Raw genomic sequence first — 14175 nt, 5'->3', positions numbered from 1 at the left:
AACACCTGGGGTGCCTCGAGCGTATCGTCTTAGTGCGTGTAGGAACGACCTGGAGCAGGGGTGAATGAGGAGACGGCTCGACGGACGGTCGGCGGCGGCTCCGTCTCACCATCGTCACAGAAGAGGATCGCGCAGTAGCGGTTGTCGCTCTCCTGCATGCGGTTGCACAACGTGACGAGGTCCTCATCGGAGTCGACGACCGAGCCTTCCACAGGCTGAGCCGTCTTGGTGTCGTAGCGACACTCGTCGAGTGCCACCCACCGTCCTTTGAATTCCCGTCGCTCGCGTATCTGCAGCCACGTTAAACGACTGCCCATCGATTCCAACCTCATACCCCCGAGTTCCTTGAATTGAAAAAGGCGCTCGCCCTTCAGTCCGCGCCCGATTCCCCCAACGGATAACCGGGGTAAACGATCCGGTCAAGAATCGGTGACGCAAACCAGTCACACAACTGAACGGTTGGTCAGCGGGGTGCCTGGCGGTGGCGGCTACAGGACGTGCACGAGCGCGTGCGCGTGCACGAACACGTGCACGTTCACGAAGAACGTGCACGAACACGCTCACCAGGCGTGCTCGTGTTCGCCTCACGTGTTCGTGTTCGTCTTTCGCGATCGTGCACGCGCACGCGCACGTGCTCGATCCTCTAGCGCTCTACAGCCGTTCCGCGATCTGCACCGCGTTCAACGCGGCGCCTTTGCGGAGGTTGTCGGCCACGACGAACAAGTGGATGGTCCCTGGCACCCCGATGTCATCCCGCACGCGGCCCACGTAGACGGCGTCCTTGCCGGCAGCGTCGATGGGCTGGGGATGCTTGCCGGGCGCGTACGGACCGTCGGTCAGCTCGACGCCCTCGGCGTTGCGCAGCAGGTCCTTGGCCTCGGCGGCGTGGAGCGGGCGATGGAACGACACGTAGACGGCCTCGGAGTGGCCGTTCACGACGGGGACGCGCACGGTGGTCGGGGAGACGAGGATGCTCTGGTCGCCCAGGATCTTTCGGGTCTCGTGGACCATCTTCCACTCTTCTTCGCTGTAGTCCATGTCGCCAGCCTTCCAGTCACAGACCACATTGAAGGCGATGGGGGACGGGAACACCTTCGGCGGGTAGTCCTTGCCCGACAGCTTGGCCTGGGTCTGCTCCTCCAGCTCCGTCACGGCCGCGTGGCCCTTTCCGGAGGTAGCCTGGTACGTCGAGACGACGATGTGCTTGATGCGGGCGGCATCGTGGAGCGGCTTGAGCGCCACCATCATTTGAATGGTGGAGCAATTCGGGTTGGCGATGATGCCCTTGGGGCGGTTGGCCGCGTGCTCCATGTTCACCTCGGGCACCACCAGCGGGACGTCCGGGTCCATGCGCCATGCGCTCGAGTTGTCGATGACCGTGGCGCCCGCGGCGGCCGCAATCGGGCAGTACTCTTTCGAGACGCTGCCGCCGGCGCTAAAGAGGGCGATGTCGACCCCCGCAAACGAGGCGGGCGTGAGCTCTTCGATGGTCACCGTCTTGCCGTTGAACGTGGTCGTTTGGCCGGCGCTGCGCTTGCTCGCGAGGAGGACGAGCTTCTTCACCGGAAAACGACGCTGCTCCAGTGTGCGCACCATTTCCCGACCCACTGCCCCTGTTGCACCGACGACTGCGACCACAAACGCCATAATGTCCTCTCTCTCGTATCGTCCTGTTTCAATGGCCAGGTTTGTCTGGCTAGGACTGCTTTGACATACTGCACAAGAAGGAAAAGTCTTGTCCAAACTTCCGCCCATTGAATCACTCCGCGCCGACTACACGCAGGCCACGCTCGACGAAGCGGGGGTCCTGGACGATCCCATTGCGCAGTTCGAAGACTGGCTCGCTGCCGCCGTGTCCGCCGCAATCCACGAACCCCACGCGATGAGCCTGGCGACGGTGGACGCCAACGGACACCCTTCGGCCCGCATCGTATTGCTTCGCAGGGTGGACCACGAAGGGTTCGTTTTCTTCACGAACTACGCGAGCGCGAAGGGCAACGACATCGCGAAAAACCCGCACGTGGCGCTTCTGTTCTTCTGGAAGGAGCTCGAGCGGCAGGTGCGCATCCGCGGGACGGCGGCCATGATCACGCGCCAGGAATCGGAGGCGTACTTCCACTCCCGCCCGCGCGGGAGCCAGCTGGGTGCCCTCGCCTCGCCGCAGAGCCAAGTGGTCGACTCACGCGAGTGGCTCGATGCGCGCTACGAAGAGCTCCGCGCACGGTACGAGGGACAAGAGGTTCCCCTGCCGGAGACGTGGGGCGGCTACCGGGTCGTGCCCTCGACCATCGAGTTCTGGCAGGGCCGCTCGAGCCGCATGCACGATCGACTGGTGTTCCAACGTGAGGACCCCGCGGAGGGCACATGGCGTCGCGTGCGCCTCGCGCCTTAGGCGCCTTCGCCACGTTCGCGTTGGGCGCGACGGCCTTGCTGGGCGCGTGCGTCCAGCACGGGGGTTTGTCGGTCGCCGAACCGCGAGGGAATCTGCGGGCGGCCACGACGCCGACGAAAAGCGATCCCACGGTGCTGGGGGCACGACTCATCCCGGAGGTCGTCGAGGACGAACGCTCGTTCGGCGTCGAGGCCGGCGGGGGCGTGCGCGCCATCGTCTCCGGCGTGCGCGTGGTCAGCCAGGCCAACGGCGCCCTGCTCGCCGCCGACGATCGGCTCCCCAAGGCCCCCGCGTTCACCGTGGCCGTGCCCGAGCGCATGGGCGGCGGCTTTCTCTTCGTGATCGACAACGCCGTCTGGCGCGCGCCCAAATGGCTCGAGCGGGCCAAGCCGATCTACGCCTCGCCCTGGTCGGCCATCTCGCGTGTCGTGGTGGGGCTCGACCGTGTGTACTTGAAGGGCTCGAACGGCGCCCACCGGGCCATCGATCCGCGCACGGGCACCCCCGTGGACGCCGGGGCCTTTCCCGGCGCACCGTACGTGGGCTCGTTCGGCGCGCTCGATGGATGGCGCGCGGTGGCCGTGACCGATCTGCGCGGGGCCATGGCCACCTTCGACGCGGGTGCCTCGTGGAAGCCGCTCGGCCTGCCCATCGACGCGAAGGACGTGATCCCCGTCGAAGATGGCATCGCCGTCGGCGGGGCGGACGCCTCGCGCACCTCGTCGTGGTACTTGGTGCACCCCGACGGGCAAGTCTCCAAGCTGGCCAACAAGCCGGAACGGCGCGACGTGCCCCAAAGCTGGCAAACCGTCTCGAGCCAGACAGCGCTCACGGATTTCTCCGGGGCCACCACGCAGGCGGGTGCGAAGGCCAGCATGAACGGCGCGATCGCCAAATCGCTGGGCAAGCGGCCGCTGGTGGCGGCCATCGAGGATGGCTGGCCCATGGCCGATCAGACCGCGGTGGTAGCCCGCGATGGTGCGCTGGCGCGGGTGCGACTCCAAGATGGTGCGCTGATCGACTTCGCGCCGGACGCCTTCGCGCTGAAGCCGTCGCGGTGCCATCCGATTGCGCTTTCCGGCCGGGGCGACTTTGGCTTCGTCTGCGGCGAGCCACGCGGCAAGACCGTGATTTACGCGTACGACGCGGCGCACGGCCGGCTCGTGGAGCTGCGGCATTTCGATCGGCCGCGCGTGGTGCTCGGCTCGGGAACCGGCGCCATCGCCGTGCGCGGCGGGTGCGCCGAGGATGCGCCCTCCGACAACGAGAACACGATGCCGCCGGTGCGGAACTCGTCGGCGCCGGGCAACGAGGTCCAGGTCGGCTACTGCATTCGGCCCGAGGGCGGTCCCTGGCGCGAGGTGCAGATCCACGGGCGGCTTTCCGGCGATCGCGTGGTGGCGCTCGCCGACGGACGCGTGGTGGTCATCTCGCCGCCCCACGGCAACATGACCGCCGCGCGGCTGACCGTCCTCGACGCGTCGAAGAAGGTGAGCACCGTTCCCATCGTGTTCTCCACGACGTCGCCGGAAGCGCTGCGCGTGCTGCGCGCGGGGCTGTGGCTCGATGGGTTCGAGGAACGGGGACGCAACATGGTCGGTGGCTGGGTGGAAGCCGGCGGCACGTTCCTGGGGGTGCAGATCCAGCTCGATGGGCAGGCGCGCGCGGGCGCGTTCGTGCGCGATGCGGGCTCGCCCATCGTGTCGGGGCGCTATGGCCTCGGGTGGTCGGCCGCGCGGCGTGGCTACGAGACGACCGACGGGGGCATGACCTGGGAGCCGATCGATCTTCCCGAGCCCATTGCGCAGGGGAGCTCGGCGCTCACGCGCAATCCGACGTCTCGGGCGTGCGGGCCGGCGGGCTGCCTCGCCGCGGGATGGGTGCGCGTCGGGTGGGGGCCGCCCAAGGTGGCTCCGATGGAGCCGTCGCCGACATCGCGCGCGGTGCGGCGGCCGGTGCCCATCCTGGAGCTCACGTGCGAGGCCACGCGCCACACGGCGCCCACGGCACCGACGGCGCCGCCACCGCGCGGGCCCATCGTGATGCCCGAGGTGGTGCTGCCGCACTCGGTCACGTGGAACCCGGGCACGGCCACGGGCGCGCGGCCGCTGCCTCTGTCCAATCTGGATTGGTCGCCGTTCTTTGCGATGCCCGCGCCCAAGCTTCCGGCCGAGGAGCTCGGGCTGAGCATCGAGACGAGCGAGGCCCTGGATCGCACGCCGCGAACGGGGCCGCTCTTGCGGCTCTATGCGTGGGGTGCCAAAGGCTCGGAGTGGGAGCGCACGAGCCGCTGGATGGTGCGCTTTACATCGCCGTACGCGGGCTCGCAGGAGATCCAGACGACGCAAACGACGCCGACGCCGCGTGTGGTGATCGACTCGTCGCGCTTTGCGACGGGCGGGGGCATTCCGCGACCGGTGTCGTCGTGGCAGTTCGCATCGGCGGACGACGGCACGCACGCGCTGCTCGTGGCGCGCCGGCTTTCGCCGGTGGAAGCGGTGCCCATCGAGCTGGAGGCGGACAAGCCGCCGCTGGAGATCCGGCGCAACGACGGCGAAGCTTTCGGCGTGATCGATGCGGCGGAACGCATCGGCGGGCGCTGGATCCTCGCCGGCCCGCAAAGCGGATCCGAGCTACCGGCCACCGTGGTGTGGGAGGTGGAGGGCGGAACGGCGCGCGAGCTGGTACGCGTTCCCCGCGCCGCCGACAACTCGGTGCCGCCGGTGCGGCTGGCGCGGCGGCCCGATGGGCGCAGCATCGGGCTCGTGGTCGACGGGCAGCCGGATCCCGATCGCAGTGTGCCGCTTCGGTGGCTCTTGCCCATCGACCTTTCGAGCGGCGCGATGGGGGAGCTGGAACCCCTGGGCTCGACCGACTTCGCCGACCGCGATGCCATCACGGCGTGCAGCGGCGACGAGCCCGGGTGGATCGTCGACGTGCCCATGACCAGCACGGTGCACGTGCAAATGACCTCGGGCCTCGGCTCGCAACTTCGCAGCGCGACGGCGCGGGTGCGCATCTCGAGCGATCGACTCTGCATCGAGCGCATGTCCGGTTCTCTGGACGGAACCCCCGACGCACTCACCCGCGGCGGCAAGCTTGCCCCGGTTCGCCCCGCGACCAAAGACGCGGGCGCCACCATCGACATCGCCGCCTACAACGCACGCACCCGCTTCCCCCTGCGCTGCACGAAGAAGTGAGAGAGAGAGAGAATTCACAGGAAGACGGGAAGACGGGAAGGTTGAGAGGGTTTTCAATCGGCCCACTGGGCCAACTGGAACTCTACGAAAAAGCGGTGCGCGCCCTCTGTGCCGTCAGTCCTTCCCGTCTTCCCGTCTTCCTGTGAATCTCTAGCGGTTCAAGCCGATGATGCTGAGTGAGAAGTCGTCGTGGACGACGACTTCTTCGCCTTCGAGTTCGGCGCGGTAGGTGCGTTGGGCGTCGCAGACGTTGCGGGGGGACAGGAGCTCGCCGGTCTTCATGCAGAAGACGTAGCCGTGCATTGGGCACACGATGCGGTCCTTGCCTTCGAGCCAGCCCTCGGCAAGGCTCGCGCCCGAGTGGTTGCACGCGTCTTCGACGGCGTACGGCTGGCCGTCGATGAGCGTGACGAGAATGTCATACGGTGGATACGGCACGCGAAGAAGCTCCCCCTCCGCGATCTGCGTGCGCGGGATGCGCGCGACGATCAATTCGTGGCACCTCCATGGGGTGTGCCGAGCAGGCGCTGCTGAAGGGCGAGCTCGCGGATGACGCGCTGGACGCGGGCCGCGATGTCGAGCTCCTCGAGGATGGCCTGCCGCGCCGACGCGTCCACCACCAAGTGGTGCGCGCACAAATCCGCGATGGTGCCGATTTGCGCATCCGGCGGGAGGCGGAAGTGGAACATGGGGTCGGCCTTCTTCACCTCGGCGGCGAAGGCCGTGGCTTGCCCCACCAGCGCCGTGCGGTCGGTGGAGGAGACTTCATCGCCGTACTCCTCCAAGATGGTCGCGCGCGCACGGCGGTACGATGGCACGAAGGGCAGCTCCTCGAGGCGCACCCGCGCCACACCGCTCAGCAGAATGTTCGAGCGACCGTCTTCCAGGGGCTGGTGCTCCACCACAGTGCCCACACTCGCCACCGTGGAAATCGGCGGGTGGCCCTGGGCATCGAGCGCGTGCGGATCCCCAATGAGCACGACCGCCATCGCCCGGTTCGTCTCCAGGCAGTCGCGCAGCATCGTCTGGTAGCGCGGCTCGAAGATGTGAAGAGGCAGAAGAGCGCGCGGGAACAGCACCACCTTGGGCAGCGGAAAGAGCGGCAACTCCTCGAGCGCGGCGAGCAGCTTCTTGTCGTGCGTCTGACTCATGGCGACCCCGGGTTCGGCGACAGGAGCACATGATACGCCACCGGGCGCTCGCTGATCGGCAGGATGCTCACTGTTTCCACTCGAGCTCCGTGACGGCGATGCCCACGTGCGGTCATGCATGTGTGCGTCATCACCAGGCGACAGCCGGCCCAGGCGGGGGAAAGCCCGTCGAAGATCGCTCGAGCCATCTTTTCGCCGATCTCTTCCTGCAAGGTCAGCCTTCGCGAAAGGGCGTCCAGCGCTCGCCCCAGCGCGCCAATCCCCACGAGGCGCTCGCGCGGCGCGAACGCCACGGTGGCCAAGCCCGTGGCCGGCATCAAATGGTGCGGGCACGTGGTCGCCACGGCCAGGTCGCGAACGACCACCACATCGCCGCCGCGCGAGCTCGTTTGCACGGCGAGCGCTTCACCCGCCAGCAGCGCGGCCGGATCGGTGTCGTAGCCTTCACAGAGATCGCGCGCGAACATTTCTGCCACGCGCTCCGGCGTGCCCACCAGCTCGGGCTCGCGGGCAGCATCGCGCCCGAGGGCACGGAGAAAGGCGTCGATGGCGGCCGCAGCCGCTTTGAGATCAGCCATGGTGCCTCTAGTTGAGCATGCGCTGGCGAAGGCTCGTGCGGATGGCACGGCGACCGGCAAACCCCTCGTCGAGCGCGTGGTAATGACCCACTTCGGGCTCTCCGTATTTCCAGCAAAGCCACACCGCGCGACCGTCCACCTCGCCGAAGAAGTCCAGAAGGCCGATGCGCGGATCCTTCACCACGGCGCCAAGGGCCTCCACGTCGCGCCAGCCTTCTTGGTACTCGTTGATGCGCTGGACGAGGTCGCGTTTGATTTCGCGCACGTGTTCGGGGTCGGTGTCTTGGGGCGTGAGATCGCTCGGCACCTCGCCCACGAGGGCACTCAGCGACTTGAGCCGGTCTTCGATCTCCGTGCGGCGGCCGAATTGGCGCGTGACCAGCGCGCTGAGCGTGGGCAGGAGCGCGTTGGCCGCCTCGATGGTGAATACCTCGCGTTCGCGTTCGCGCTCGCCATTCTTCATGTGCACAACCCTCGGATGGGTACTCTAAAGCGTCACGAGCCCATGATGCCGATGAAAATCTTGGTGAGGAAAAAGTCGGCGATGAGGATGGAAATCGAGACAACGACCACGGTTCGCGTGGTGCTGAGGCCGACGCCCTCGGTGCCGCCGCGCGTGCGCAAGCCGAAGTGGCAGCCCACGATCGCAATGATGAAGCCGAAGATGGGCGTCTTGAACAACCCGCTGAGGAAGTCGCCCATCTGCACCGACTCGAGCGACGACTGCATGAAGAAGGATGGGCTGATGTCGAACTGCGAATAGCAGATGAGGATCGCGCCCACCGTGCCCAGCGAGAATGCGTAGATGCTGAGCAGGGGCATGACGAGGACGGCGGCGACGGTGCGCGGTAGAACGAGCTTCTTCGCGGGGTCGGCACCGAGGGCTCGGATGGCGTCCACCTGTTCGGTGACGTTCATCGCGCCCACCTCGGCGGCCATGCCGCTGCCGATGCGCCCGCCCACGATGACCGCGGTGAGCGTGGGCGCGAGCTCGCGCGCGAACGAGAGCACGATGACGCGAGGGATGTACTCCAATCCGCCGAAGCGGCGCAGGCCGAAGGCGAATTGGATGGTCATCACCATGCCGATGAAGATGCTGGTCACGGTGACGATGCCCATCGAGCGCACGCCGAGCGACTCCATTTGATGGAGGATGCTTCGCCATTCGAGCGGGCGCCGCGGGAGCGCACGGAACATGCGCACGATGAGCAGCGACACCTCGCCGAGGTGCTCGATCAGGTGCAGGACGCGCTCTTGGTAATGCGCGATGAAGGAGGGCTCCGGGGGAGGCGGCGCGATGGACGGGAGCGAGACGCGGCTGCCAGTACTCGGCGGGCCCCCACCTGGATGCGACGGCGGCGAGAGCTCCGTCCCGCTCACAGCGCCCCCGAGCCGATGGTGCGGAAGCCGCCGACGAAGCGCGCGAAGTCTGCATCGACGTCGCGGCCTTCCCGCGAAGGCGAGACGTGGACGAAGTCGTACACGCAGCCGTCCTTCTTCGCGACGTAGATGTCGTAGACCCTGGGCACGCCGTCGAGCTTAGCGCGGAGGAGCGTGTGACGCGCCTCGCGGCCATCGAAGGGGACGGTCTCCTCCTTGAGGAACTCGCGCTCGGTCGTCCCCATGATGAGGTGCCCTGTGAGTGCAGGAAGCGGGGTGTCGTCGTCCTTCCCGCCGCAGCGCCCGTTTACGAGGATGACGGCATCGTGGGCGTCGTCCCTGTAGGCGAGGGCGGCATCGTCGAGCTCGATTTGGCGCCATCCGTGGGGCGGAGCCTCGACCCGAAAGGCGACCTGGCCGCTCCGGTAGATGGAGCCGTCGAAGGATTTGTGCGATCCCCCGCATCCGAGGGCGCTGCAGCTGAGGGCCAGGCAGGCCAACCAGGCCAACCAAGAAAGAACGGTAGGGGCGCGCATTCGCGTGGGACGTTGATAACACAAGCGCGCTCTGGCGCGTCTTCCGCTATATCGCGATGTGGGATGACGATACGGCTTTACAACACCCTGACGCAGAAGCTCGAAACTTTCGAACCGCTGGAGCCCAAAACGGCTCGCGTCTACGTCTGCGGGATGACCACGTACGACTTGGCCCATGCAGGCCATGGTCGCACCTACACGACGTTCGACGTCTTGGTGCGTTTTCTGAAAGCACGCGGTTACGAAGTGACCCACGTGCGCAACGTGACGGACGTGGACGACAAGATTCTCAAGCGCGCGCAGGAGCGCAACGTCGAGCCCACGACGTTCTCCGCGGAGATGACCAAGCAGGCCAACGCCGATCTGCAGGCCATCGGATGCACGGCGCCGGACATCGAGCCGCGCGTCTCGGGGCACATTCCGGAGATCATTTCCCTCATCGAGGCGCTCATCGAGAAGGGCGCGGCGTACGTCGCGCCCACGCCGAAGGGCCACGACGTCTACTTCGCCGTTCGCAGCTTCCCCGACTACGGCAAGCTCTCGCACCGCCACCTCGAAGACCTGCTCGCCGGTGCGAGCGAGCGCGTCGAGGTGGGCGACATCAAGCGCGATCCGCTGGATTTTGCGCTCTGGAAGGGCGAGCCCGAAACGGCGTGGGGTTGGCCGAGCCCCTGGGGCAAAGGTCGCCCCGGCTGGCACATCGAGTGCTCCGCCATGGCCCAGCGCTATCTGGGCCCGCACTTCGACATCCACTGCGGCGGGATGGATCTGGTCTTCCCGCACCACGAAAACGAGATCGCGCAGGCGGAGGCCGTGTGGGGCGCCCCGTTCGCGCGCTACTGGCTGCACGCCGGTTTTCTCAACGTCGACAGCGAGAAGATGAGCAAGTCGCTCGGTAACTTCGTCACCATCCGTGACGTCCTCGAGCGAAACGATCCCGAAGCTTTCCGCTATTACCTGCTCGGCACGCACTACCGCGGACCGCTCTCGTTCGACCTGGAAAAGAAGGACGACGGCCGCGTCATCTTCCCGGGCATCGACGAGGGCGAGCGGCGCGTGGACTATTTGTACCATACACGCGATGCGCTGCAGACCGCGCTGGCTTCGGCGCCCGACGAGGCAGCGGCGGAGGGGGCGCGCTTCAAGAACGAAGCGAAGGTCATCGACGAAGCGCCGGCCAAGGTGCTCGCGGCCCTCGACAAAGACTTGAACACGCCGGTGGCCCTCGCCGAAGTGGGGGAGCTCTGCAAGGTGAGCAATGAGCTGGTGAAGCAGCTGAGCAAGCTGAAAAAGGATCCCGCCGCGCAGGCGCAGGCGTACGGGCTCGCGCGGAAAGCCGTGGCCGCGCTCGAGGCGGCGTGCATGCCGCTCGGACTTTTGCAGGTGACCGGCACCGAGTACGAGCAACGCACCTTGGCGCGACGGCTTCGGCTCCGCGGGCTTTCGGCCCCGGACATCGACGCGAAGGTCGCCCTTCGCACCGAGGCCCGTGTGGCCAAGGATTGGAAGCGCGCGGACGAAATCCGCACGGAACTCGCCGCGCTTGGCGTCGAAATCCTCGATGCCGGCGACACGAGCCGCTGGCGCATTCTCGTCTGACAATCGGCCACGCTGGATTGACCGCGTCCGCGAGCGCCCTAGCTTCAATGCCTGACCCGTGCAATCGATCATCTCCATCCAGGGCCTCACCAAAACCTACGCATCCGGCTTCCAAGCGCTGAAGAAGGTCGACCTCGAGATACGCCGCGGAGAGATCCTGGCGCTCTTGGGGCCGAATGGCGCGGGGAAAACCACGCTGATCAACATCGTCTGTGGCATCGTCAACCCCACATCGGGCGTGGTGCGCGCCGACGGGCACGACATCGTGCGCGACTTCCGCGCGGCCCGCACGAAGATCGGGCTGGTGCCGCAGGAGCTAACCACCGATGCCTTCGAAAGCGTGATGGCCACGGTGCGATTCAGCCGTGGCCTGTTCGGCAAGCCGCCGGATGCCGCGCTGCTCGAGAAGCTGCTGCGCGATCTCTCGCTGTGGGACAAGCGCGATTCGAAGATCATGACGCTGTCCGGTGGCATGAAGCGGCGGGTGATGATCGCGAAGGCGCTCTCTCACGAGCCGCAGATCCTGTTCCTCGACGAGCCCACCGCAGGCGTCGACGTCGAGCTGCGCCGCGATATGTGGACGATGGTTCGCGGGCTGCGCGAGAGCGGGGTGACCATCATCCTGACCACGCACTACATCGAAGAGGCCGAGGAGATGGCCGACCGCATCGGCGTGATCACCAAGGGTGAGCTCATTTTGGTCGAGGACAAAGCCGTGCTCATGGAAAAGCTGGGGCGAAAGCAGTTGAAGCTGCAGCTCAAAAGCCCGCTGGAGGCGATCCCCGGCGAGCTTTCCAGCTACCCGCTGGAGCTTTCCACCGACAAGTGTGAGCTCGTCTACACCTTCGACACGCGCGGCGACGAGACGGGCATCGCGCAGCTGCTCCGCAAGCTGGGCGAGCACGGGATCGACTTCAAGGGGCTCGAGTCGTCGCAGAGCTCTCTGGAGGAGATCTTCGTCAGCCTGGTGAAAGGAGCGCGGCCGTGAGCCTGAACCTTCACGCCATCAAGGCGATTTACCGCTTCGAGATGGCCCGCACCGGGCGCACGTTGATGCAGAGCATCGCATCGCCGGTCCTCTCGACGTCGCTGTACTTCGTGGTGTTCGGCAGCGCGATCGGCTCGCGCGTGGGGAGCATCGACGGGGTGAGCTACGGGGCGTTCATCATCCCGGGCCTGGTCATGCTGTCGCTCTTGAGCGAGAGCATCTCCAACGCGTCGTTCGGGATCTACATGCCCAAGTGGTCCGGCACGATCTACGAGGTGCTCTCCGCGCCCATCTCGTACATCGAGGTGGTCATCGGCTACGTGGGCGCGGCGGCGTCCAAGTCGGTCATCTTGGGCACGTTGATCCTGCTCACCGCGCGCCTCTTCGTGAACTACGAGATCGCGCACCCGGGGTGGATGCTCTTTTTCTTGCTGCTCACGGCGGCCACCTTCAGCCTTTTCGGCTTCATCATCGGCATCTGGGCCGACGGCTTCGAGAAGCTGCAGATCGTCCCGCTGATGGTCGTGACGCCGCTGACCTTTCTCGGCGGCAGCTTCTACTCGATCCACATGCTGCCGCCGATCTGGCAGAAGCTCACCTTGTTCAACCCGGTGGTCTACCTGATCAGCGGCTTTCGCTGGAGCTTTTACGGCATCTCCGACGTGAGCGTCGAGGTGAGCATCCTCATCCCCCTCGTCGTCATGGCCGCCTGTATCGCGGTGATCCGCTGGATCTTCGCGACGGGCTACAAGCTGAAAAACTAAAGGAGATTCACAGGAAGACGGGAAGGAAACCGGCGCGCTCGGCTGATTTTTTTGGGGTTTCACTTGGCCCAATGGGCCAAATGAAAACTCACAAAACCTTCCCGTCTTCCCGTCTTCCTGTGAATTCTCTCAGTCGACCGTGCCGAGTTTGCGCTCGAGGGCCTCGAGATGGGCGCGGACTTCGGGGTCGGCGCCGCGCAGGGCTTTGACCTTGCGCACGGCGCTCATCACGGTGGTGTGATCGCGGTTGCCGAAGGCGCGGCCCAGTTCGGGAAGGCTGCACTTGAGGCGCTCGCGGCACAAGTACATGGCCACGTGGCGGGCGAAGGCGACGCTCTTGTGGCGGTCCTTCGAGAGAAGGTCGCCGCTCTTCAGTTTGAAGTGGTGGCAGACGACGCGCTGCACGTCCTCCACGCTGGCCTCGTTGGCGCGGGCGCTGGACGAGAGGGCGATTTCCGCGCGGGCGAAGTCCAGGTCGATGATGCGCGAGGTGAGCGAGGCCTTCGCGGCGAGGCGGATGAGCGTCCCCTCGAGTTCGCGCACGTTGCTCCGAATGACTTGCGCGATGTAGAGGAGCACGTCATCGCCGATCTCGATGCCCTCGATCTGCGCCTTCTTGCGCACGATGGCCACCCGCGTTTCGAGCTCGGGCGCCTGGATGTCGGCCACGAGGCCCCACGTGAAGCGCGAGATGAGGCGCTCCTCCATGCGCTCGAGTTGCTGCGGGTACTTGTCGCTCGTGACGATGATTTGCTTGTCCGCCTGGTGGAGCGTGTTGAAGGCGTGGAAGAACTCTTCCTGCGTCTGCGTCTTCGAGGCGAGGAACTGGATGTCGTCGACCAGGAGCAGATCGCACCGGTCGCGGAAGCGCGCGCGGAACTCGTTCATGCGCTGCTCTTGGAGCGCCTGCACGAACTCGTTCACGAACTTCTCCGCCGACACGTACACGATGCGCGTGGAGGGGCGCTCGGCGCGGACCCGATGGGCTACCGCATGCACCAAGTGCGTCTTCCCGAGACCGGTGCCACCGCACAAAAAGAGCGGATTGTGGCGTGGTCCACCACCACCCGCCGCACCGATGGCCGCGGCGTGCGCGAGCTGGTTCGACGGGCCGATGACGAAATTGGAGAAGGTGTACTTCGGGTTCAAGCCTTCGAGCGGCGGAGCCACGGCTTGAACGGCGGGTCGTGCCACACGGCGCTCGCTCCATGGAGCGGACGCTTGCGAGGCCGGTCCTGCATCCTCGCTGGCGGGCCAATTCGGTCCGGTGATGCGGCTCGCGTCTTCACGAACGGTCCGCTCCGGAGGCGGGTTGATAGCAGGTCGGTCCAATTCTCCCCCCACGGTCCAGGCCACCTGAATGCTCCACCCAGTACGGCTGCGAATGTGATCGGTCAGCGTCGGCATGAAGAACTGATCGACCCAGTCGCGCACGAATTCGTTGCGAGCCCGAAGACAAAGAACACCGTCCGTCAGACCATCGAACTGAACTCCGCAGAACCACTGATCGAAGCTTCCGGGCGACTTGTCGCGCGTGAAGGCGACAGCCTCTTCCCAAAGTTGCTTCTCGGTCGGATTCGTCTCCAT

General features: G+C 66.2%; 14 protein-coding genes. 5 read left to right on the top strand and 9 right to left on the bottom strand.

Annotated features, from left to right (window positions below):
- Positions 1-29 precede the first annotated feature (29 nt).
- Both LVJ94_00070 and LVJ94_00065 read right to left on the bottom strand, forming a co-directional pair.
- A complete protein-coding gene (locus LVJ94_00070) occupies positions 30-317 on the bottom strand; it encodes a hypothetical protein (protein WXB05659.1) in 288 nt (95 codons plus the stop codon).
- Positions 318-651: 334 nt separating this feature from the next.
- Positions 652-1596: an aspartate-semialdehyde dehydrogenase gene (locus LVJ94_00065; protein WXB05658.1), complete on the bottom strand. Its 945-nt coding sequence runs from the start codon at positions 1594-1596 to the stop codon at positions 652-654.
- Between the two features lie 139 nt (positions 1597-1735).
- Between LVJ94_00065 and pdxH the strand changes: the two genes are divergently transcribed.
- Complete coding sequence (gene pdxH, locus LVJ94_00060) at positions 1736-2392, top strand: pyridoxamine 5'-phosphate oxidase (GenBank protein ID WXB05657.1); 657 nt, start codon at positions 1736-1738, stop codon at positions 2390-2392.
- Positions 2365-5592 carry a hypothetical protein gene (locus tag LVJ94_00055; GenBank protein ID WXB05656.1) on the top strand — a complete coding sequence of 1076 codons (3228 nt, stop codon included), beginning with the start codon at positions 2365-2367 and terminating at the stop codon, positions 5590-5592. The genes pdxH and LVJ94_00055 overlap by 28 nt, the downstream gene beginning before the upstream one ends.
- Before the next feature lie 150 nt (positions 5593-5742).
- On the opposite strand, the gene LVJ94_00050 is transcribed toward LVJ94_00055, so the two are convergent.
- The 6 genes from LVJ94_00050 to LVJ94_00025 are packed head-to-tail and all read right to left on the bottom strand — an operon-like array spanning position 5743 to position 9237.
- Positions 5743-6084 (bottom strand): Rieske 2Fe-2S domain-containing protein, encoded by a 342-nt coding sequence (locus LVJ94_00050; GenBank protein ID WXB05655.1) that lies wholly within the window; start codon positions 6082-6084, stop codon positions 5743-5745.
- Positions 6081-6743, bottom strand: a complete 663-nt coding sequence (locus tag LVJ94_00045) for an LON peptidase substrate-binding domain-containing protein (GenBank protein WXB05654.1) — start codon at positions 6741-6743, stop codon at positions 6081-6083. Before LVJ94_00045 ends, LVJ94_00050 begins: the two co-directional genes overlap by 4 nt.
- Entirely contained in the window at positions 6740-7321 is a 582-nt protein-coding gene (locus LVJ94_00040; protein ID WXB05653.1) for a GTP cyclohydrolase I, read from the bottom strand. Before LVJ94_00040 ends, LVJ94_00045 begins: the two co-directional genes overlap by 4 nt.
- A 7-nt stretch (positions 7322-7328) precedes the next feature.
- Positions 7329-7784, bottom strand: a complete 456-nt coding sequence (locus LVJ94_00035; protein ID WXB05652.1) for a DUF2203 domain-containing protein — start codon at positions 7782-7784, stop codon at positions 7329-7331.
- A gap of 32 nt (positions 7785-7816) precedes the next feature.
- Positions 7817-8701, bottom strand: coding sequence for an ABC transporter permease (locus LVJ94_00030; protein ID WXB05651.1), 885 nt, complete (start codon positions 8699-8701; stop codon positions 7817-7819).
- Positions 8698-9237, bottom strand: a complete 540-nt coding sequence (locus tag LVJ94_00025; protein WXB05650.1) for a hypothetical protein — start codon at positions 9235-9237, stop codon at positions 8698-8700. The genes LVJ94_00030 and LVJ94_00025 overlap by 4 nt, the downstream gene beginning before the upstream one ends.
- Before the next feature lie 63 nt (positions 9238-9300).
- Between LVJ94_00025 and cysS the strand changes: the two genes are divergently transcribed.
- Genes cysS through LVJ94_00010 form a run of 3 tightly spaced genes read left to right on the top strand, consistent with a single transcriptional unit; the run spans position 9301 to position 12588 of the window.
- On the top strand, positions 9301-10836 hold the full coding sequence (gene cysS, locus LVJ94_00020) for a cysteine--tRNA ligase (GenBank protein WXB05649.1): 1536 nt from the start codon (positions 9301-9303) through the stop codon (positions 10834-10836).
- Positions 10837-10894: 58 nt separating this feature from the next.
- Positions 10895-11824, top strand: a complete 930-nt coding sequence (locus LVJ94_00015; GenBank protein WXB05648.1) for an ABC transporter ATP-binding protein — start codon at positions 10895-10897, stop codon at positions 11822-11824.
- Positions 11821-12588: an ABC transporter permease gene (locus tag LVJ94_00010; protein ID WXB05647.1), complete on the top strand. Its 768-nt coding sequence runs from the start codon at positions 11821-11823 to the stop codon at positions 12586-12588. Before LVJ94_00015 ends, LVJ94_00010 begins: the two co-directional genes overlap by 4 nt.
- 129 nt (positions 12589-12717) lie before the next feature.
- Here LVJ94_00010 and dnaA read toward each other — a convergent pair whose 3' ends face one another.
- Complete coding sequence (gene dnaA, locus LVJ94_00005) at positions 12718-14175, bottom strand: chromosomal replication initiator protein DnaA (protein WXB05646.1); 1458 nt, start codon at positions 14173-14175, stop codon at positions 12718-12720.

Source organism: Sorangiineae bacterium MSr11367 (genome assembly GCA_037157805.1).
In the GTDB taxonomy this organism is placed as follows: Bacteria; Myxococcota_A; Polyangia; order Polyangiales; family Polyangiaceae; genus Pendulispora; species Pendulispora rubella.
The sequence above is the reverse complement of the archived record's forward strand: the minus strand, read 5'-3'. Positions and strand labels throughout refer to the sequence as shown.